Origin of the sequence: Amycolatopsis rubida (genome assembly GCF_900115345.1) — a bacterium.
Classification (GTDB): domain Bacteria; phylum Actinomycetota; class Actinomycetes; order Mycobacteriales; family Pseudonocardiaceae; genus Amycolatopsis; species Amycolatopsis rubida.
This window is the reverse complement of record NZ_FOWC01000001.1, coordinates 1,155,325-1,176,113: the sequence shown is the minus strand read 5'-3', so window position 1 is coordinate 1,176,113 and position 20,789 is coordinate 1,155,325. Positions and strand designations below refer to the sequence as shown.

General features: G+C 69.5%; 20 protein-coding genes. 4 read left to right on the top strand and 16 right to left on the bottom strand.

The window, feature by feature from the left end:
* The 3 genes from BM362_RS05745 to BM362_RS05735 are packed head-to-tail and all read right to left on the bottom strand — an operon-like array spanning position 1 to position 2,824.
* Positions 1-822: an ATP-binding cassette domain-containing protein gene (locus tag BM362_RS05745; RefSeq protein WP_093572383.1), complete on the bottom strand. Its 822-nt coding sequence runs from the start codon at positions 820-822 to the stop codon at positions 1-3.
* Positions 819-1,808, bottom strand: coding sequence for an ABC transporter permease (locus BM362_RS05740; RefSeq protein ID WP_067577503.1), 990 nt, complete (start codon positions 1,806-1,808; stop codon positions 819-821). The genes BM362_RS05745 and BM362_RS05740 overlap by 4 nt, the downstream gene beginning before the upstream one ends.
* Complete coding sequence (locus tag BM362_RS05735) at positions 1,805-2,824, bottom strand: substrate-binding domain-containing protein (RefSeq protein WP_067577505.1); 1,020 nt, start codon at positions 2,822-2,824, stop codon at positions 1,805-1,807. Before BM362_RS05735 ends, BM362_RS05740 begins: the two co-directional genes overlap by 4 nt.
* Before the next feature lie 131 nt (positions 2,825-2,955).
* On the opposite strand from BM362_RS05735, the gene BM362_RS05730 reads away from it, so the two are divergent.
* Positions 2,956-3,978 carry a LacI family DNA-binding transcriptional regulator gene (locus BM362_RS05730; RefSeq protein WP_093572382.1) on the top strand — a complete coding sequence of 341 codons (1,023 nt, stop codon included), beginning with the start codon at positions 2,956-2,958 and terminating at the stop codon, positions 3,976-3,978.
* Between the two features lie 134 nt (positions 3,979-4,112).
* Complete coding sequence (locus BM362_RS05725) at positions 4,113-4,979, top strand: LacI family DNA-binding transcriptional regulator (protein WP_067577509.1); 867 nt, start codon at positions 4,113-4,115, stop codon at positions 4,977-4,979.
* A 3-nt stretch (positions 4,980-4,982) separates the two neighbouring features.
* Here BM362_RS05725 and BM362_RS05720 read toward each other — a convergent pair whose 3' ends face one another.
* From BM362_RS05720 to BM362_RS05665, 12 genes are all read right to left on the bottom strand, one after another.
* Complete coding sequence (locus BM362_RS05720; RefSeq protein ID WP_425285689.1) at positions 4,983-5,996, bottom strand: glycoside hydrolase family 76 protein; 1,014 nt, start codon at positions 5,994-5,996, stop codon at positions 4,983-4,985.
* Positions 5,997-6,840: 844 nt separating this feature from the next.
* A complete protein-coding gene (locus BM362_RS05715) occupies positions 6,841-7,500 on the bottom strand; it encodes a TrmH family RNA methyltransferase (protein ID WP_093572381.1) in 660 nt (219 codons plus the stop codon).
* 16 nt (positions 7,501-7,516) lie between these two features.
* Complete coding sequence (locus BM362_RS05710; RefSeq protein ID WP_067577513.1) at positions 7,517-7,915, bottom strand: DUF2784 domain-containing protein; 399 nt, start codon at positions 7,913-7,915, stop codon at positions 7,517-7,519.
* Positions 7,916-8,047: 132 nt separating this feature from the next.
* Positions 8,048-8,455, bottom strand: coding sequence for a hypothetical protein (locus BM362_RS05705; protein WP_093572380.1), 408 nt, complete (start codon positions 8,453-8,455; stop codon positions 8,048-8,050).
* 51 nt (positions 8,456-8,506) lie between these two features.
* On the bottom strand, positions 8,507-8,809 hold the full coding sequence (locus BM362_RS05700) for a hypothetical protein (RefSeq protein ID WP_067577517.1): 303 nt from the start codon (positions 8,807-8,809) through the stop codon (positions 8,507-8,509).
* Positions 8,806-9,168: an Asp23/Gls24 family envelope stress response protein gene (locus BM362_RS05695; protein WP_067577519.1), complete on the bottom strand. Its 363-nt coding sequence runs from the start codon at positions 9,166-9,168 to the stop codon at positions 8,806-8,808. Before BM362_RS05695 ends, BM362_RS05700 begins: the two co-directional genes overlap by 4 nt.
* The gene (locus tag BM362_RS05690) at positions 9,165-9,722 is read right to left on the bottom strand and encodes a hypothetical protein (protein ID WP_093572379.1); all 558 of its coding nucleotides are present in this window, start codon (positions 9,720-9,722) and stop codon (positions 9,165-9,167) included. The genes BM362_RS05695 and BM362_RS05690 overlap by 4 nt, the downstream gene beginning before the upstream one ends.
* Positions 9,713-10,267: an RNA polymerase sigma factor gene (locus BM362_RS05685; protein WP_067577526.1), complete on the bottom strand. Its 555-nt coding sequence runs from the start codon at positions 10,265-10,267 to the stop codon at positions 9,713-9,715. The genes BM362_RS05690 and BM362_RS05685 overlap by 10 nt, the downstream gene beginning before the upstream one ends.
* A gap of 92 nt (positions 10,268-10,359) precedes the next feature.
* On the bottom strand, positions 10,360-10,923 hold the full coding sequence (gene pyrE / locus BM362_RS05680; protein ID WP_067577527.1) for an orotate phosphoribosyltransferase: 564 nt from the start codon (positions 10,921-10,923) through the stop codon (positions 10,360-10,362).
* Between the two features lie 40 nt (positions 10,924-10,963).
* Positions 10,964-13,387 (bottom strand): ABC transporter permease, encoded by a 2,424-nt coding sequence (locus BM362_RS05675; RefSeq protein ID WP_342029783.1) that lies wholly within the window; start codon positions 13,385-13,387, stop codon positions 10,964-10,966.
* A gap of 14 nt (positions 13,388-13,401) precedes the next feature.
* Positions 13,402-14,148 (bottom strand): ABC transporter ATP-binding protein, encoded by a 747-nt coding sequence (locus tag BM362_RS05670; RefSeq protein WP_067577530.1) that lies wholly within the window; start codon positions 14,146-14,148, stop codon positions 13,402-13,404.
* A 78-nt stretch (positions 14,149-14,226) separates the two neighbouring features.
* Positions 14,227-14,994, bottom strand: coding sequence for an SDR family NAD(P)-dependent oxidoreductase (locus tag BM362_RS05665; protein WP_093572377.1), 768 nt, complete (start codon positions 14,992-14,994; stop codon positions 14,227-14,229).
* Positions 14,995-15,055: 61 nt separating this feature from the next.
* Here BM362_RS05665 and BM362_RS05660 point away from each other — a divergent pair, with 61 nt between their 5' ends.
* Complete coding sequence (locus BM362_RS05660) at positions 15,056-15,925, top strand: hypothetical protein (protein ID WP_093572745.1); 870 nt, start codon at positions 15,056-15,058, stop codon at positions 15,923-15,925.
* Between the two features lie 240 nt (positions 15,926-16,165).
* Positions 16,166-19,360, top strand: a complete 3,195-nt coding sequence (locus tag BM362_RS05655) for an arabinosyltransferase domain-containing protein (protein WP_198545196.1) — start codon at positions 16,166-16,168, stop codon at positions 19,358-19,360.
* Between the two features lie 17 nt (positions 19,361-19,377).
* Here the strand turns inward: BM362_RS05655 and BM362_RS05650 are convergent, their stop codons facing one another.
* Positions 19,378-20,562, bottom strand: coding sequence for a glycoside hydrolase family 88/105 protein (locus tag BM362_RS05650; protein WP_093572376.1), 1,185 nt, complete (start codon positions 20,560-20,562; stop codon positions 19,378-19,380).
* Positions 20,563-20,789: the final 227 nt, after the last annotated feature.

The following is a 20,789-nucleotide window of genomic DNA, read 5'->3' as shown; positions in this document are numbered from 1 at the left end:
TCAGGTCAACCCGGCGTGCGTGGTGGACGCGACCTCGACGACCTCACCGTTGTCATCGAGCTTCAACGCACCGGTGAGCAGGCCGACCACCTGGTTCATGCTGTGCGACTTCGGCGTCACCACGGCGACGCGCTTGCCGAGCCGGTGCACGTGGATGCGGTCGGCGATTTCGAAGACGTGCGGCATGTTGTGGCTGATCAGCACCACCGGCAGGCCGCGGTCGCGGATCCGGCCGATCAGTTCCAGCACCTTCGCGGATTCCGCGACGCCCAGCGCGGCTGTCGGTTCGTCCATGATCACCGCTTTGGTGCCGAACGCCGCCGCGCGCGCCACCGCGACGCCTTGCCGCTGCCCGCCGGACAGCGTTTCCACCAGCTGGGTAATGGATTTGACCTTGATGCCGAGGTCGTCCAGGATCCGCTGCGCTTCGGTGCGCATGGTCGCGGTGTCGAGCTTGCGCAGCCCGATGCCGAACGGCCCCTTGAGCCGCTTTTCCCGGCCGAGGAACATGTTCGACGCGATGTCCAGCGCCGGCGCGACCGCCAGATCCTGGTACACCGTCTCGATTCCGTAGTGCCGCGCGTCCAACGGGGACTTGAAGTGGACCGTCTTGCCGTCCACCTTGATCTCACCGGCGTCCGGCACCAGCGCGCCGGACAACGCCTTGATGAGACTGGACTTCCCTGCCCCGTTGTCGCCGACCACGGCGAGCACTTCGCCGGGGTAGAGGTCGAAATCGGCACCGTCGATGGCGGTGACCCGGCCGTAGCGCTTCACCAGGCCGCGGGCGGAAAGAGTCGGCTGCTGCTGCGTAGTAGTCATGACTGCTGCTGCCTCCGTGCGATCCGGTCCACGACCACCGCGGCGATCAGCAACGCGCCGGTCGCCAGGTCCTGGTAGTTGCCGTCGACGCCCATCTGTGTCAGCCCCGAGCGCAGCACGGCGACGACCAGCGCGCCGAACAACGTGCCCAGCACCGAACCGCGTCCGCCGAACAGGCTCGTGCCGCCCAGCACGACCGCGGTGATCGAGTCGAGGTTGCCGAGCTGGAACTGGTTCGGGTCGGCGTTCGGCGTGCGGCCGAGCGCCTGCCACGCGGCGATGCCGAAGCACAGGCCGGCGACGAGGTAGACCGAAAGCACGGTGCGGTTGACCTTGATCCCGGACAGCCGCGCGGACTCCGGCGCGTTGCCGACGGCGTAAACGTGCTTGCCCCACGCGGTTTTCGTGAGCGCGTACCAGACGGCGAGGAACATCAACAGCGCGAGCGTCATGCCGTAGGTGATCGGGATGCCGCCGAAGAGGTACCGCTTCGTGCCGAGCCAGGTGAGCAGCCCGTCCGACACCGGAACCGCCTGGCCGCCCGCGATCAGCTTCGCCACCGCGGTCAAGCCGGTGAACGTGCCGAGCGTGATGATGAAGGCGGGCAACTTGATCCGCGTCGCCAGCGTGCCGATGAACAGGCCGACGACGACGGTCAGCACGACACCGGCCAGCAGGGCGAAGAAAACGTTGGTGACCGCCGCCAGTTTCGCCATCACCAGCGTCGCCACGACCATCGACGACGCGTTGGAAAGGTCGATGCCCGCGATCAGGATGATCAGCGTCTGGCCGAGCGCGAGCGTGCCCACCACCAGCGACTGCTGGACCACCGTGGACAGATTGTCCAGGTTGAAAAAGGTGTCCGTGGCAAAGGAAAACACCAGGACCGCCACGACCAGCGCCAGCGCCGGGCCGACCGCCGGGGCGCGCAGGAAGAACTCGCCGAGCGTCTCGCGCTCGCGGTTGTTGACCGTCGCGCTCGTCATTTCCCGCCTCCCCAGCAGTTCTGCAGACCCCAGGCGGTGTCCTTGCTCGGCACACCCGGCATCGGGTGGTCGGTGATCGCGGTCGAGCCGGTGTTGACGAACCCGCTCGGCTTCTTCCCGGTCTTCGCGTACTCGACCGCCGCGAGCACGCCCTGTTCGGCCATCTTCCGCGGGAACTGCATCACGGTGACGGCGAACTGGCCGTTCTTGACGTTCTGCACGCCCTCGCAGCCGCCGTCGATCGAGCCGACGGTGAGCTGGGTGTTGAGCCCGCGCGCCTTCAGAGCCGCGTACGCGCCGCGGCCCATCGGCTCGTTCATCGTGTACACCGCGTTGAGATCGGTAGTGCGCTGCAGGAGGTTCTCCATGCCCTGCTGGGCGAGGCTCTGATCGCCGTTGGCGTTGGTGTGGCCCTTGATCTCCGGCGCGCCGTCCTTGAGCCCGATGCCCTTCAGGAAGCCGCCGTGCCGCTGGGTGTCGACCGAACTGCCCGCGGTGCCGTCGACCATCAGGAGCTTGGGGTCCGCGCCCTTCAGCGCCGCCTTGACGTAGGCGCCCTGCTGCTCGCCCGCCGCGAAGTTGTCGGTGGCGAAGGTGGCGTCGACCGCGTCCGGCGGTTCGGTAGCGGTGTCGAGGGCGATCACCAGGATGCCGGCGTCGCGGGCGTCCTTGATGGCCTTGAGCACACCGGTGGACGAACTCGGCGTGATCAGGATGGTGTTGACGCCCTGCTGCATCAGGTTCTCGATGGCGCGCACCTGGCCGTCGTTGTCGCCGTCGAACTGCCCGGCGAGCGCGCTGAAGTCCGCGCCGTTGGCCTTCGCCGCGGCGGACGCGGCATTGCGCAGTTCGACGAAGTACGGGTTGGTGTCGGTCTTCGTGACGAGGCCGACCTTGGCCTTGCCGCTGCCGCCGGTCTTGGAGCTGCCGCCCCAGTGGCGTTCGACGGTGCACCCGGCGGTGGAGACCGCGACAGCGGCCGCCAAGGCGAGTGCGGTGAGACTCCGGTGTCTCATGGAGATGCCCTCCGAATCGAGGTGCGAGCTTGCCGATGGACGGGAAGGTAGACAGACTCTGAGGCTGGCGCAAGCGTTTGCGCAAACGCTTGCCGACGTTCTTGGTTTCGCTCTCTTGGTGAAGGACAGACATGCCGCGACCCCGCTCCGCCCGCCCGACCCAGCGCGACATCGCCGAAATGGCGGGCGTGTCGATCACGACGGTCTCACACGTCGTGAACGGCACGCGGGCGGTGGCCGAGGAGACGAAAGCCGCGGTGCTGCGGGCGATCGAGACCACCGGGTACACCGGCGACGCGATCGCGCGTTCGCTGGTCACCGGGGGCACGCGCTCCATCGGGATGGCGATCTCGCTGGTCGCGAATCCGTACTTCGCGGCGCTGATGCACGCGATCGAGCGAGAGGCGTCGGCAAACGGATACACCGTGCTGCTGGCGGACACGCACGACACCGCGGGCACCGAACGGGACGTGGTGCGCGCGCTGCGGTCGCGCCGGGTCGACGGCCTGCTGATCACACCCGCGCCCGGCGACGGGTCGGTGCTCGGCGAACTGGTGTCGCTGGACGTGCCGACCGTGTTGATGGACCGGCTGACCACCCGGACCGACATCGACCAGGTCGGCGCGGAGAACATCCAGGCGACCTCGGCGCTGACCGCGCATCTGGCGTCGCTGGGCCATCGCCGGATCGGGATGATCTCCGGCGCGCCCGGGCTCACGACAAGCGACGAACGCGTCCTGGGCTACCGGCTCGGACTCGGCCGGTCGGGCTTGAGCTGGTCGCCTGACCTGGTGGCAGGTGGACAGTCCTCGCGCGACGGTGGCGGCTTGGCGTTGAGCACGCTGCTCGCGCTGCCGGACCCGCCGACCGCGCTGGTGGTGGCCAACGACAGCATGATGGTCGGCGTCCTGCACGAGGCGCGGCGACGGGGTTTGCGGATCGGCCAGGACCTGCCGGTGGTGGTGTACGACGACGTCGAATGGGCCGATCTCGTGGACCCGCCGCTGACGACCATGGCCCAGCCGATCGACGAAATCGGCCGCCGGGCGGTGCAGTTGCTGCTCGCTCGGCTGGCGGATCCCGGACGGCCCGCCGAGACTGTGCGGTTGCCGCCGACCTTGCGGCACCGGGCCTCGTGCGGGTGCGCGTCCTGACTGCCCCGCGTAACCGGGCACGCAGCCGTTCACTCACCTCAGTGATTCTCGGGACCCGATCGTCTCGGACCCTCTCTTGTGCGGCACGACAGTGGCTACTGTTGGGTAGGTACCGACGACGAGGGCCATGAGAAATGACCGTTCTGGCGCCGGAGGTCCCTCACTGGGATCTGCCGGTCACCCATCGGTTCGGGGTGGCATTGGGGAGGCACGCCAGCCCGTACCACGACCAGCTGCTGCGTGCCATCCGCGGCGCTGCCGCACGGGCGGGCTGCGACCTGCTGCTGGCCGACACCAGCGACTGCCCGCGCGAGGAAGCCGAAGTGCTGCGCGCGCTGCGGGCGGATCACGTCGATGGCGTCCTTCTGGTGCCCGCCCCTGGTGACGAGGCTGTGGTGAACGGACTCGTGCGAACCGGCGTGCCGACGGTCCTGGTCGACCGGATCGCCGGCCGCAACGACGTCGACCAGGTCGGTTCGGAAAACTTCCAGGCCATGTCCGCGCTGGTCGAGCATCTGGCCACGCGACGGCACCGGCGGATCGCGCTGATCACCGGCACTGAGGGCACCACCGTCAGCGAAGAACGCGCGCTGGGTTACCGCCTTGGCCTTGGCCGCGCCGGGCTGCGATACCACCCGGAACTGGTGGCGTCCGGCCAATCCACCGCAGGCGGCGCTGCCCGAGCTGCGGCGAAACTCCTGGACGGCTGGCCTTCGCCCACCGCTCTGGTGGTCGCCGGCGAAGCGATGCTGATCGGCGTGCAGTGGGAAGCACACCGCCGCGGCATCCGGATCGGGTCGGAACTGGCGGTCGTCGGTTACGGCGACATGGACTGGGCGCGCACGGTTTCCCCTGGCGTGACGACGATGGCGCAACCCATCTCGGAAATCGGCCGCCGGGCGGTGCAGCTGCTGCTGGCACGCTGCCGCGAGCCGGAGCGTCGGCCGGAGTCTGTTCGCCTCGCGCCGCGGTTCCTGCATCGCGCTTCGTGCGGCTGCTGAGCTTCACAGGGTTGCCGCGGCCTCCAGCAACATCCATCCTCCAATTTGGACAGACAAGTCCCGCTCGGCCTTACCGGGCGGTTTCGGTGCCGGCTTCTCCCAGTACGCACTGAACAACGGTCCGGTTTTCTCTTGTGCCGCCCCGTTCCAGCACGCTTCCGCTGAGTTTCGCACCAGCTTCTTCGCTGTTTCCGCTTCCGGCCTGGGCAGGTTCTTGGCCGCGAGCGCCAGATAGCGGGCGGCGATCGCCGAGAAGAGCCCGCCGTCGCCACCCTCCGAGCCGGGGAGGATTCCTTGTGGTGCCAGGTGCTTCTCCACGGCCTGGATGGTGCTCGCTGCCTCGTCCCAGCGGGACTGCTCCAGGCATGCCCCGAGGTAAACCCCTTGGCAGTACGAGAAAATATGCTTGACCACCTCGCCGGTGCCGGCCCGGATCCCGTCCCAGACGAGGCCGGTCTCCGGGTCGACCAAAGTGTCGGTGAGCCATCGCGTCATCGCGCCGGCGCGTTCTTGATCACCCTTCCGGGCGTGAAAGATAGCGGCCGGGCCGTTGGCGGGAGTATTCTTGAAGGAGTCGCCGCGCCGCCACCAAATTCCCCCGCCAAGGTCGTCTGTCCAGCCTTCGTGCAGCCGTGTGCCGATAACGTCGATCGGTTCGTCCACTGTGGATAGTTGGAGTTGGCGCACTCGCTGCAACGCGAGCCCCAGCCAGGCTATGTCGTCGTAGTAGTCGTTGACCCAGGAACCGAAATTGCGCCGGCGCACGGTCGCGATGAAGCGGTTGATCAGCCGTGCGCGTTCGTCGGTGGGTTGGCGAAGCTGCGCGTCAACGAGGCTGTCGAGGAGATGGGCCTGCCACCAGTAGTTCCAGTGCCAGTGCAGTCGTTGACTCACAGTGGGCGGCCACCCACTGCGGCCTAGGACGGTGCCGGGAAGGGCCCAGAGGCGGCGGAGGTGCCGGGCGCAGACCGCACGCTCGGCTGCGGCTGCACGCTCGATTGCTGCGGGGCGCTCGATTGCGGTGGGGCGCTCGGCTGCCGCAGGACGCCCGGCTACAGCGGCACGCTCGGTCGCCGCAGGACGCCCGGCCACTGTGTGGCGCTCGGCTACAGCGGCACGCTCGGTCGCCGCAGGGCGCCCGGCCGCTGTGGGGCACCCGGCCGCTGTGGGGTGCTCGGCTGCCGCGGGGCGTCCGGCTGGGTGGGTGGAGTCCTTGGCCGGGTTTGCCACGCTCTCGGCCACTGCTGAACGTTCAGCGGTGGCCGCTGCCCCCTCGCCGATGTTCGCCGCGCCCTCGGCCGGGCTCTCCGCGCCTCTGGCCGGGTTCGCGACACCCTCAGCTGGACTCTCCGCGTCTCTAGCCGGGTTCGCGACACCCTCAGCTGGACTCTCCGCGTCTCTAGCCGGGTTCGCGACACCCTCAGCCGGGCCCTCCGCGTCTCTAGCCGGGTTCGCGACACCCTCAGCCGGGCCCCCGGCCGGGCTCGTGGCACCCTCGGCCGGGCTTTCCGCACCCCCGGCCGCCGCTGGACGTTCAGCATCGTGCGCTGGCCCCTCGCCGAGGTTTGCCGCATCCTTGGCCGGGTTTGCCGCGCGATCAGCCGTCGCCGGGCGGTCAGCCGGGGTGACCGCCCGCGCCGTGGCGGGGTGGGCCGCGTCGCCGCGTGCAGCGGAATTGGCGGGCTCGGGAGAATCGGCGGTCATGGATTGATTCTGCCTGCGCTGCGGAAAACTTGCCTCTCCACGCCGCCCGCCCTGCCGGAATCGTGCGGCCAACGCTTGGGTGCTCGTGAGTGGGCTATCCCGGTTCTAACCGGCGTAGCCACTCACGAGCACCCCGGCGGTGGTGAGGCGGCGGAGGTCACCAGGCCTTGGACAGGTCTGCGTGCTGCCGGATCCACGCGTGCATCACGATGCCCGCCGCGACCCCCGCGTTGATCGACCTTGTCGTGCCGAACTGGGCGATGGACACCACTTTCGCCGAGTCGGTCTGGGCCGCTTCGGATAGGCCGGGGCCTTCCTGGCCGAACAGCAGCAGGCACTTCCGGGGCAGCTCGGCGGTTTCCACCGGCTCGGCACCGGGGGTGTTGTCCACCGCTACCACCGTCAAACCCTCCGTCGTGGCGAATTCCAGCAGGCTCGCGACGTTCTCGTGGTGGCGGAGGTGCTGGTAGCGGTCCGTCACCATGGCGCCCCGGCGGTTCCAGCGGCGGCGGCCGACGATGTGCACTTCCGCGGCGGCGAAGGCGTTCGCCGTGCGGACGACCGTGCCGATGTTGTGGTCGTGCTGGAAGTTCTCGATCGCGACGTGGAACGGGTGCCGCCGGGTGTCCGCATCGGACACGATTGCTTCGCGGCGCCAGTAGCGGTAGGCGTCGACCACGTTGCGGCGGTCGCCGTTGGTCAGGAGTTCGGGGTCGTAGCGCGGGTCGTCCGGCCAGGGGCCTGGCCATGGACCGACGCCTACCTCCTCGCGGTTCACCCACTCGGTGGGGCCCGCTTCGGGTTGTTCCGTCGTCACGAAGGACGATTCTCGCTCAGCCGAGGCTGACGCCGTGCGCCGGACTGTCGTCGTGGCGGTGGCGCCACCTCAGGTACGCGCCCAGGTACGAGATCACCAGCACCGCCAGCGCCACCACGACCACCACCGGCAGCAGCGAGCGCGGGATCACCGTGCCGTAGAGGTAATACGCGTTGAACCCGCCGGGCAGGTCGCCGAGACCCTGCTGATGCCGGAAGAAATCCTCCAGCGCGGTGAGCGGGCACGGAATCGGCGTGACATTGACCAGCACGCCCCACACCGCGAAGAAAATGTGCACGAAAATGACTTTCGGCCACCGCCACGCGAGGAACCCGCCGAAGCCGATGAAGAGCAGGGCGAGGACGTGCACCGCCACGGTGACATCGGCCAGAACGTGCGCGACCGTCGTGTCCACCTTCGCCCCCTTCCCAGTGCACCCACCAGCGACGCTACTCCGATTACCGGTCCAGGAAGCGGGAAATAGGGGGACCTGATGTGATGTTCGACCCACCGGAGCAACGAGTTCACCCGGCAGGTAACGGAGGGATCACTCCGGGTAGGAGACTGGCCGGAACACCCGCGCGAGGGGACCCGACGCGACGTAAATGACTTCGTTCCGTACCCGCGGACAGCACGCGAATCGTTGGCGAAAGCGGGCGGAAACGCGCTTGACAAACGCGGGAGAAGGAACTCGGCCCGCGCCGCCGAAGCCCGGCCAGAGGGTGACCCCGTTGAGCTTGAGGTCGTCGGGCAGCAGGGGATGGCCGTCCGGGTCCGCCGTCGCCCAGAGGACCTCGGAGTCGAGGTAAAGGGTCACCTCGAAGGCCATGTCGACGGGGTGCGCGGACTCGATCGAGAGCACGTCATCGATGGCGAGCACGACTTCGTCGCCATAGGGTTCGACGTTCCAGGTCCGGGGCTTGTCGTCCTTGTTGGTCACCTGGATCCGGATCATCGGCCCTCCCGCGGCGCGAAGCCGACGATACCGGCGAGGGAAAGGCCGCGTTCAGTCAGCGAACGCTGCCCCGTCGATGTCCGTCACTACCAAGCGGATGCGCGCGTCCGCCCACTCCGTCCCATCGAGTACCGCACGCACTCGTGCCTCGGCTGCCGAGAGCAAGGGCGGCAGCGGCAACCGCAAAGCCACCACCCGGATCTCCACCGACTCCGTGCTCAGATCCACCGATCCACCAGCGGGATCGGTCGGGAGCCAGCTGATCTCCGCGGCCACGCTCGTCGCAGGACGGAGGCCCTCGACTGCCGAGAGGGCGTCGGCGATTCTTCCGGCCAGCGAACGCGGATCGGTCACCGCCGCCCCACTTCGATGTCCAAAATGGACACTCGGACGGCGTCCACGGAGCGGCCGGTCTGCGCGAGGACTTCCCGGAACACCGCTCGCTGCACGGCGCGGCCCACGGCGGCGGCTTGGTCCGCGTCCGAGATGACCACGTCGACCTCAATGGTCAGGCGGTCCTCGTGGGCGCGGACCCGGACGCCGTCCGCGGGGGCTGGTTCCAGGCCCTTCCAGCGTTGCCGGGCGGTGCGGGTCCAGGCGGTCGCCAAGCCGAGCAGGCCGGGTTCCAGGCGCACGACTCCGGCGGTTTCGGCGGCCGCACGGGCGGCAACGCTCGCGATCACCGGGTCGGCGATCACGTATTCGGCGGTCATTCCCCGTCCTCGTACACGTCTTCCACCAGCAAATCCAGCCTGGCCAACGAAATACCCACTCGCGAGGTCGCGGCAGCGGACACCAGCTCCCGTACGCGGGCCAACGTGTCAGCACCACTGGTGTTCCCGAGCCGCGTCGCAAGGGTGAGTTCGACCTCGATCTGGGCCGCGCCGGACAAGTCGAGGCCGACCTTGCGCACCCGGACCCGGCGGGCGCGGACGTTGCCCGCGGAGTCGGCCGCGTAGCGGAGCACGACCGCGACCGCCTGCTCGCTCACTTCGACCGAACCCGGTTCACCAGCGGAAAGATCCAGCATCTGACCGCGGCGCACTTCGGCGCGGACGGCCGACATGATCCGGCCGACCAGGTCCGGCGGGGTCGGGTCGGGCTCGTCGATCAGTTCCTGCGTCGCCGAGCGCAGGGCCAGCAGGCTTTCCCGCGCGGTGCGGCAATGGACGCACTCCGCCTGGTGGTCGTCGGCCTCGTCCAGATGCTCCCAAACCGCTTCCAGTTCCCGGCCGCACGGCAATCCGTAGTCCTGGTTCACCTCCACGGCTTCATCACCTCCGCCAGCTGCGCACGGGCCCGGGCGATGCGCCCCCGGACCGCGGTGGGGTTCGCGCCGACGATCTCGCTGATCTCGTCGTACGACCGGCCGTGCACCTCACGCAACAGCCAGCACGCCCGTTGCTGCGGGGTGAGTGTCTGAAGCGCCTCGTCAAGCGCCGCGAGCTGGCCGCTGACCTGCACCGCGTGCTCCGGCTGGGTATCGCGGCGCGGCGATTCGGCCAGGTCGAGGTCGACGTCGGCCTGCGGGCGGCGCGCCCGGATCACGTTGAGGCAGCGGTTGGTCGTTCCGCGGTACAGCCAGCCGACGAACGCGTTGTCGTCGTTCAGCTGCGCCAGCTTCCGCCACGCGCCGAGGAACGCTTCCTGCACTACGTCCTCGGCGTCGCCGCGATGATGCAGCATTTTCAGGGCAAGCCGGAACATCGGGGCCTGATAACGCTGCACAAGCTGTTCGTACGCGCGTACGTCGCCGTCTCGCGCACGGCCGACGAGGGTGGCGTCGTCGAGCGGGACACTGGTCGTGGTCACGGCACCCCCTTCCGTCAGGGGGACACTGTGAGGCGGGCATTCGTCACGCACGCATTGTGAGTGACTGTGCTCACTCGCGCTCGGCCAAGCCCTCAATCGAGCCCGAGGTCGTCCTTGCTCAGCAGGTACCGGTACTCGAGCCCGGCCTTCTCGATGGCTTCCCGCGCGCCGGTGTCGCGGTCGACGACCGTCGCGACGCCGACCACGGTGGCCCCGCCTTCGCGCAGCGCCTCGACCGCGGTGAGCACGCTCCCGCCGGTGGTGGAGGTGTCCTCGACAGCCAGCACCCGCTGCCCGCGCACCTCCACGCCCTCGATCCGGCGCTGCATCCCGTGTTCCTTGATCGCCTTGCGGACGACGAACGCGTCGAGCACCACGCCCTCGGCGGCGGCGGAGTGCAGCATCGCCAGCGCCACCGGGTCCGCGCCGAGGGTGAGCCCGCCGGTCGCGACGTAGTCCCAGTCAGCGGTGAGCTGCCGCAGCAGCTTGCCGATGAGCGGGGCGGCCGCGTGCTGCAGCGTCGCCCGCCGGAGGTCGATGTAGTAGTCGGCTTCCTTGCCCGAGGCCAAGGTGACCTTGCCGTGCACGACGGCCAGTTCGCTGACCAGCCTGGCCAGTTCGAGCTTCGCAGTTTGATCCAACCCGGGGTACGCCACGGCCGAGAGTCTTACACACGGCACCGACAACTTCCGCGTGTCACTCCCCGGTCGCGACGGCCGTCACCGGACGCGTCCGCGTGGCCACCCAAGCGGGCAGGACCGCGGCGGTCAGCGCGAGCACGATCGCGGCCGCGATGATCACCAGATAGATGGACACCGGTCCCTCCGGAAGCACCCGGCCGGTCGCGACGAGACAGAACGGCACGATCGCGCCCGCCGACACCACGGTGCCCAGCAGGATGCCGATCGCGGCGATCAGACCGCCTTCACCGGCGGCCATCCGCAGCACCTGGCCGCGGGTGCAGCCGCCGAGCCGCTGCAGCCCGAACTCCCGCCGGCGTCGCGAGGTGGCCATGACCAGGGTGTTCACCACGGAGATCACCGTGTAGCCGACGATCATGCCGACCAGCAGGTAGTTCACCCACGCGCCGGTCTCGTCGTTCTTGGTGTTCGCGGCGGCCAGCGTGCTCCGGTCGCCGACGGACACCGGAAGACCCGCGGTCGCGGCGGTCAGGCTTCGCGTCAGCCGGGCCTGGTCGACGCCGGGCGCGGCGCGGACGAGCACCTGCCGGACGAGACCGGACGTGGTGTGTCCGGCGAGCAGGTCGGCGGGCAGCAGGAGCTGTTCGGCTCCGGCCCGCTGGTGCACGATCGCGACGATGCGAAGGGTCCGGTCGCTCCCGTCGCCGAGACGGAGCGTGACGGATTCGCCGACCGATCGGGACACCTCGGCGGTGTCCGGCAGCGCGATCGTGTCGCCGGTGAGGTCGGCCAGGTTGCCGCGCACGACCGTGGCGGCATTGGTCGACGCGTCGGTCAAGCCGAGCGCCGGGTAGCCCTTTTTGGTCTGGTTGCCGTCGAACGGCGCGGTGATGAACGCGCGGCTGGCGACGTACGGCGAGGCCGCCGCGACGCCGTCCGCGTTCCGGATTCGGTCGATGGTCTCCGGAGAGACCCCGGTCGGGCCCGCGACGACCGCGTCGGCACGGAGGTCTTCGGCGAAGGCCTGCGCGGAAGCGGCGGTGGTCGTGGTTTGCAGGTAGATGTTGGCGGTCGCGATGCCGACGGCGAGCATGATCGGCGTGACCGCGCCGGCCACCCGGGTGGCCGCGTTGCGCGTGTTGGTGATCGCGAGCCAGCCGGTGACGCCGCTGATCAGCCGCATCGGGCCCGGCAACAGGATCGCGGTCAGCTTCGTGACGCCCGGGCTGATCATCGCGACGCCGATCGCCCACAGCATCACCGCCGGACCCGCCGTGCTCGCCGCGATGGGTCCCGTCATCACCGCGAGCGTGACGATGCCCAGCGCGGTCCCGCCGCCGAAGCACAGCAGCGCGACGATCAGCCGCAACGGAGTCAGCCAGCCGCGCGGCACGGAGGCCTCGGCGAGCGCCTCGGTCGGCCGGATGCGGCCGACCCGGAATCCGGCCACCAGTGCGGAAATCCCGACAGCGAGCAGCGTCGCGCCGGCCGCGATGATCATCGGGATCCAGCCCTGGTGGAACTGCACGGCGGGCGAGATGAACCCGCCCGAGGTGAACTGTTCGAACAGCCATCGGCCGGACACTGGGCCCAGTGCGGCCGCGACTCCGGTCGCGAGCACGCCGATGACCAGCGCTTCGCCGAGAACCATGCGCCGCAGCTGCCGCGGTGTCGTGCCGATCGCGCGCAGCAGAGCCAATTCTCGCTGCCGCTGGCGCACCGACAGCATCAGCGTGCTGGCGATGACGAACACCGCGACCGAAATGGACAGTCCGCCCGCGACGCCGGACAGCGGGATCAGCCGACCGCCGCTCGCCTGCGCCGCTGGGAATTCGGCGAGGCCGCGCTCATCCCCAGTGAGCACGGACACCCCCGATCCGAGGTGCAACGCGGCCGGATTGTCCGTCACGACACCGAAGTAGTCGACCTTGCCGGGGTGCCCGGAAAGCTGATCGGCCACGTCGCCTGCGAAGAACACGTCAGAGCCATCAATCGTCCGAGCGACGCGGTAGCGATTGATTTTCCCTTGTACTGCAAGGTCAACCGTGGTCCCCGCCGACACGCCGCTGGCGACGGGCAGCACCACCTCGTCAGCACGCGGCGCGGGTCCGGGCAACCGAGCGGACTCCCAACCGTGCGCGACAAGAGGCTGCTTTCCCAGCGATACCGGGAAGTTCACCTCACCGACCACAGTGGACACGCCGGGCGTCGCGCGGATCGTCTCCGCCAGCGACCGGTCCAACCGGACCCGCTCCGGCAGCGCGACCGACTGGGTCTTGGGCTTCTCGGAATGCTTCCGGAGCTCGAAATCCTGTTGTCCGGCAACGACAGCCGACGCCCAGGCCAGTCGATGCGGCGGCGTGGCGGACCGGATCCCGGTCTCCATCAGGCCGGCGCAGGCGGACACGATCACCGCGCCGAGGAACGCGGCCACGAATGCGGCGATGAACCCGCCGGTGCGGAAACGCAAGGTGCGCAAGGCAAGACTGAACATCAGAAGCCGCCCACCGGCATCCGGTCGGCCCAGGTGCCAAGGTGCGTCATGCGTTCGGCGACCGCCGTCGCGGTCGGCCGGTGCAGTTCTCCGGCGACGCGGCCGTCCGCGAGGAAGACGACGCGGTCGGCGTAGGAGGCCGCGACCGGGTCGTGTGTCACCATCACGACGGTCAGTCCGCCGCGCACCGATTCCGACAGCAGGCCGAGGATTTCGCCGGCGGTACGGGTGTCGAGCGCGCCGGTCGGTTCGTCGGCGAACAGCACCGCCGGGCGGCTGACCAGCGCGCGAGCGATGGCCACCCGCTGCTGCTGGCCACCGGACAGCTGACCCGGCAGATGCTTGCGCCGGTCGCCCAGCCCGACGTGCCCGAGCATCTCGGCGACGCGGCGGCGGTCCGGACGACGGCCGGCCAGCCGCAGCGGCAGCACGACGTTCTGCTCGACGGTCAGCGCGGGCAGCAGGTTGAACGCCTGGAAGACGAACCCGATCTTGTCCCGGCGCAGCTTCGTCAGCTGCGTTTCGGAGAGCTTGCCCAGTTCCTGGCCGTCGAGCAGCACCGAACCGCTCGTCGGCCGGTCGAGCCCGGCCGCGCAGTGCAGGAACGTGCTTTTGCCCGAGCCCGACGGGCCCATCACCGCGGTGAACCCGCCGCGCGGGAAGGACAGGCTCACCCCGTCCAGTGCCGTAACCCGGCCGTATTCCTTGCGGACGGATTCGAGCCGCACCGCTTCCCCAGTCGCCATGGGGAAAACGCTATGGCCTGCCGGGGGAAAACACCCTGGGGCGCACACGCCGGGACGGGGTAGGGCTCTCCCTACCTCTCAGGTCCGGCGGCGGTTGCCGAACCCGCCGGCGAGCTTGCGCAGCACCGGGCGCGGCAGCAGTCCGCCGATCCCGACCAGGGCTTTGTACTGCAGGCTCGGCACCGAGATCACCTTGCCGCGACGCAGGTCCGCGAGGGCTTCGTCGACGACCTGCGCCACGTCGAGCCAGAACGCCTTCGGTCCCTCCCGCCGCAGCCCGGCACGCTCGTGAAACTCGGTGTGGGTGAAGCCGGGGCACAGCGCCATCATCCGCACGCCCTCCGGCAGCGACATCGCGATGCCCTCGGTGAACGACGTGACCCAGTTCTTGCTGGCGGTATAGGTCGAGCCGCGGCCGGAAAAGAAGCCGGCGACGCTGCTGACATTGATGACGGCGCCGCGGCCGCGGTCGACCATGCCGGGCAGCGCCGCTCGGGTCAGCTGCAGCACGGCGGTCACGTTCACGTCGAGCTGGCGTCGCAGGTCCTCGGCCGGGATCTCCCAGAACTCGCCGCTCAGCCCGAAGCCGGCGTTGTTGACCAGCAGGTCGACCGGCCGGGTTTCGAGCAGCTCAGCGACCCGGCTGCGACCATCCACTTCGGACAGATCGGCGGACAGCACGGTCACCTCGACGCCGTGCTCCGCGCGCAGTTGCTCAGCCAGCGCGGTCAGCCGCTCTTCGTTCCTGGCGACGAGGACGAGTGCGTGCTTGTCGGCGGCGAGCCGGCGCGCGAATTCCGCACCGATGCCCGCGGTGGCTCCCGTGATCATGGCAGTGGTGGTCATGTGGGTGAAGCTACCCGTTTTTCAGCTGCGTTTGCGCTGGTGGCGCAGTATGGTCCGGCACATGGGCAAGCACACCAAGCGGACGCCCGGATATTTGCCCCGGATGGCCGCCGGTGCGGCACCCCTCGCTCTGTTGCTCGTCGGCCCGGCTGCGGCGCTGGCGGACACCCCGAGCAGGGAAGTGCCGCTCGACCTGCACCAGCACGGTTCCTCCTCCGACCTCCAGTTCACCCGCGACGAGGCGATCGCGACGCACGACCTGCCCGCGTCCGCCGCGTCGAACCTGCACCAGGCGCTCGCTCCGGACGCCGCGGGCCAGTCCCAGACCCACGACCTGCGTCTCGGCGAGCCAGGCCGGGTGCTCACCGGCAACGACCTCGGCGTGCACCACACACAGCCGTTCGACGGTGCGCACGTGGCCGGTCTGGACCAGTCGATGCGGCACGGCGTCCGGCTGCCCGGTGGCACCGAAGCGCTCTCCAGCAGCAAGACGAGCGCCGAGTCCGGTCTGGCCGGCCGGTTCTCCGGCGAGCTGATGAGCGGCACCCGTGTCGAACGCACCTCCGCCGACGCCGTCGACCTCGGCCGGGCGGGCTCGGTGGTCGCGAACTCCGACGAAAGCGTGCTCGGCCAGTTCACCGGCAACCTCGACGTGACGCGGCTGGAGTCCACCGAGCGGCACAGCGTGTCCGGCGACCTCGGCCCGGTGCACACGCTGGCCGCGACGAGCCAGTCGACCGCCGAGCGCACGGAGCGGTTCCACGGCGAACTGTCGGCCGCGGACATCGCCGCGGCGCGGACGAGCACCGCTGCTACCGTCGGTATTCCGGTTACCCGGAGCCAGCACGTGGGCGCCGAGGTGCTGGGCAATCCGGTCATCGACAACGGATGGACAGTTTCCGGGCCGCCGTTCACTTTCTCGCCCGGCTGAGTTCATCGACGTGCCGGGTCCGCTTTCGGCAACCGAGTCCGGACCGTTTCCGGATCGTGAAACGGCCCTCGACCCGAGCCGTCGTGAGCTGCGGGGCGTCACCCGTTCGCCGTAAACAAGGCCGCGTTTTCTTTACCCACCGTGGCTATGCGACGAGGTAATCCAGGCTCGACCAGGTGGGGCCGTCCCCTGGAGAGTCCCCAGCGGGAGGCCCGCGTCCGCTTGGATAGCCTGCTGGGCGTGGTCGACCTCGAATCCGTTGCCGCCGAATCGGCGTCTCCGACAGCTACCGGCAAGAGCAAAGCCGGGCGTCGGGCCCGGTTGCTCGCCGCGGTTTTCGGAATCGCCGGCGCGATCCTCGCGATCGCGGTCCCGCTCCTGCCCGTCACGCTCGAGCAAACCACCCTCGACTGGCCGACCGCCCAGGGCGGCACCCGGGCGGTGTCCGCCCCGCTGACCGCGCAGGCGCCGATTTCGCTCGACGCGAAGGTCCCGTGCGCGACCGCGCGGGCGCTCGACGCGCGCACCGACGGCAACGCCGTGCTGTTCAGCACCAACCCGCCGAACTCCAGCATCGGCACCGTCACCGGGATGGCCTTGCAGGTCGGCGACGGCCAGCTCACGCTCTCCTCACAGGGCCAGCAGCTCGGCGCGGCCCCGCTCGGCGACGGCGACTGCACGATCACGGTGCATTCCGACCCGAAGCACACGACCGCGTCCGTCGGCGGCACCCACCTGGCGGACGTCAGCGACGACCGCCGGCCGCAGCTCACCGGGTTCTTCTCCGACCTCACGAACCAGGACGACACGCACGGCCTCTCGGTCTCCGCGCAGGTCGACAACCGCTGGGCCAGCACCGCGACCGGCATCAAGCTGGCCGCCATCGTGCTGTCGGTGCTCTGCTTCATCGGCGCGGTGCTCGCGCTGTACCGCCTCGACCGGCTCTCCGGCCGACGCGCGCCCCGGCTGGCCGCGCGCGGCTGGTGGAAGCTGAAATTCCTCGACATAGCCGTCCTCGGCACGCTCGGCGTCTGGTGGCTGATCGGCGCGATGACCGCCGACGACGGCTACTTCACGACCATGGCGCGCGTCCGCGGCGACGCCGGGTACATCGGCGAGTACTACCGGTGGTTCGCCGCACCGGACGCGCCGATGGCGTGGTTCGTCGACATCTACGCGGCCATGACCAAGATCAGTTCGCTGACGCCGTGGATGCGGCTGCCGTCGCTGTTGATGGGCGTCGCCTGCTGGATGCTGATCAGCCGAGGCGTGCTGCCCCGGCTCGGCAGGCAGGTACGGATCAGCAGCGCGGCAGGCTGGGCGGCGGGCGCGGTCTTCCTCGCGTTCTGGCTGCCCTACGACAACGGCCTGCGCCCGGAAAACCTGGTCGCGCTGCTGTCGCTGATCACGATCTGCGCGGTCGAACGCGCGGTGGCGACCCGGCGGCTCGGCCCGGCGGCGGTCGGGCTGACCGTCGCGGCGCTGTGCGTCTCGGTCAACCCGCACGGGCTGATGGCCGTGCTGCCGTTCGTGGTCGGACTGAAGCCGCTGGCGAAGATCGTGCTCCGGCACGCCCGCCAGTTCGGCTGGGTACCGGTGCTCGCGCCGGTCGCCGCCGCCGGACTGGTGATTCTCGCGCTCATCTTCTGCGACCAGACGCTGAGCGGCGCGCTCGAATCGGTGCGGCTGCGGTCCTCGCTCGGCCCGACCGGGGCCTGGTACAACGAGCTGGACCGGTACACGATGCTGTTCAGCAACGGCCCGGACGGGTCGATGACGCGCCGGTTCCCGGTGCTGTTGATCTTCCTCTGCCTGGCGACCTGCGCGGTCGTGCTGCTGCGGCGCGGGAACATCCGCGGCGCCGCGCTCGGCCCGAGCCGCAGGCTGCTCGGCATCAGCGCACTGTCCTTTGTGGTCCTCGCGCTCGCCCCGACCAAGCACTCACACCACTTCGGCATGCTGGTCGCGGTCGGCGGCCCGCTCGCCGCGCTCACCGCGTTGTCGACGAGTACGACGGTGCTGCTGTCGCGCCGCAACCGCGCGGCGTTCTTCGCCGGGCTGATGGTGATCGTCGCGCTGGCGTCGACCGGGCCGAACGCCTGGTGGTACGTCTCGGCGTGGGGCGTGCCGTGGTTCGACCTTCCGCCGCAGGTGTTCGGCATCAAGCTGAGCACGATGGCGCTCGTGGCGGCCGCGGTCGCGCTGGCGATCGCGGCGATCGAGCACATGAAGCACAACGAGCACGAACCGTTCGTGCCGCCCGCGCCGGTGCCGCGGTCCGACCTGGAAAACCGCGGCCGGGCACTGCGGCTCGGGCTCGCGCCGCTGTCGACGGTGTGCGCGATTCTCGTGCTGTTCGAGATCGGCAGCATCGCCAAGGGCATCCAGAAGCGCTGGGACACCTACAACATGGGTGCCGACAACATCCGCCAGCTGGCCGGGAAGAGCTGCGGGCTGTCCGACTACATCAAGGTCGAGCGCGATCCGAAGGCCGGGCTTCTCGAAGCCGCGCCGCAGCAGCCGCAGAACGCCGCGCCCGGCTGGCAGGTGCCCGCAGGCGCCGACCGCGGGACCACGCCGCAAGACTGGCTGGCCAGCACCCAGAAGGGCTTCGTCACCAACGGCGGGCTGCCGACTGACGACAAGTGGAAGCCGCCGCACGACTTCGGCAAGGACGGCGCGCCGATCTGGGGCAGCTACCACGAGTCCGGCGACGGCGCGGGCGACCTGCGCACCCAGTGGTACTCGATCCCGGAGCGAGCACGCGACGGCTCGGTGCCGATCGTGGTCGCGCTCGCGGGCAAGACCGAAGACCCGAACGGACTGACCGCCGAATTCGGCAAGAACACCCCCGCCGGGTTCGAGGTGCTCAGCCGCGAGAAGCTCGACGCGAAGAAAAAGGACACCAACTGGCGGGACGCGCGGGTCAGCGTGCCCGATGGCGCAGACCAGGTGCGGATCGTGGCGAAGGGCCGCGGGCTCGGCAGCGAGGGCTGGGTCGCCTTCAGCGCGCCGCGGGCGCCGAAGATCGCGAAGATGACCGAAGTGGTCGGGCAGGACCCGGTGTTCCTGGAGTGGGCCGCCGCCGCGCAGCACCCGTGCCTGCGCCCGTCCTCGATCCACAACGGGATCGCCGAGGTGCCGAAGTACCGGATCAGCGCGGGCGACGACCTGCGCACGGTCGGCCGGTACTGGTCCTCGCCGGCAGGCGGCGGGCCGTTCGTGTGGATGAACGCGAGCACCCAGATGGAGGCGTTGCCGACGTACCTGGAAGGCGACGTCGATCGGGACTGGGGGACGTTGTACGAGGTGACGCCCGACGTCTCGAACGCGCTTCCGGCTTCGGCGGCGCTGCATCAGCAGCCGGTGACGCACTCCGGTCTGTGGTCGCCGGGTCCCTTGGCCAAGCCCGCCAACCCGACCGGCGAGACGTAAGTCCGTGAGAAGAACCCTCACGGCCCTAGAACCGGTGCCCGCGCACCAGGCGACAAGCAGCGATATCGGGTGAACTGCTCGTTCATGATCAAGAACGCGCCGAGCCCGTGGAAGTCATTCGTCAGCCGCTTCCGTGCGAAGTAGAACTTCAGGTCCCCGACGTTCGTCCCTTCGCAGATATCGGCGAGATTCGTCAGCCCGTCCGGCCCGATCGACACCTTCCGCAGCACCCCGGCATATCCGCGCTGCGCGACCGAGGCATAAGAAGCAGGCAGATACCCGCGCTCGATCCCCCGGGAGACGGTGAACGCGTACATCGAGGACGCGGACGTCTCCAGCCAGTTCCCGTCGTCCCCGCCGTGGTCGACGACCTGGTACCACCGGCCGGTCCGCGGATCCTGGAACCGGCGGTATCCCTCGGCGAGGAACTGGACGATCCCGACCAGTTCCGGCCGGCGCGGATGGCCGGTGGGCAGCACCTCGAGGATGTCGATCGCCGCCATCCCGAACCAGCCGATGGCGCGGGCCCAGTGGAAGCCGGAGTGCTTGCCGGGGCCGGTCGCCCACGGCTGGGTGCCGCTTTCGTCGTAGGCGTGGTAGATCAGGCCCTTCGCGGGTTCCTTGAGGTGTCCGAAGTAGACAGAAAGGTTCTTGGCGGATTCCTCGTAGCAGTACGTCGGGTCGTGGAAAACCTTGCCGTACAACGCGAGGAACGGCTGCGCCATGTACACCCCGTCGCCCCACAGCTGGTGCTGACGGCTGAGCGCGTGCCACATCCCGCCGTCGCTCGTGCGCGGGTAGGTATCGAAGCGTTTGCGCAGCTGATCGGCGGCCTTGCGGTACTTGGCGTTGCCGGTTTCGTTGTACAGCAACGGAAGCATCTGGCAGGCGCGCATCGAGTCGAGGCTGCTGAAGCTGTTGGAAATACCGTCGTCGGTGATGAACCGGTCGTACCAGGCCACGAGGTAGTCGAGGTACTTGCGCTCCTTGGTCCGCCGGTAGCAGAGGTACTGGCCGTAGAAGTAGAGGCCGAGCGGATAGCTCCAGCCGCCGATGGACGCCGGGGTGTAGCGCTTCATGGTGGAGTCGATGACGGCGCGGGACCAGTCGCGCGTCTCCGCTGCCGCCGCGGCCCCGGGCAGCGCGAGCGAGCCGAGCGCCGCCGCGGTCCCGGTCAGTACCGATCTTCTCGAAAGGGACATGCGGGGGTCCTTCCTGCTGTCGGCGGCGGCGGGAAAGGCTGTCGAACGACCTCTACCCGGTGCCGGAGCGGTCCGGCAAGCTTCCTGTCCGGGTTGTCCGGCGCGATCGCTGGATAGGCGCAGCGAGCCGTCCGGTCAGCGGGAACCCGTCCGCAATGAACACCCGAGCCGGGCGATTAGCCGATTTGTCGACGCGACCTGGACGGTTCCGGCCAAACGGGGCGCGC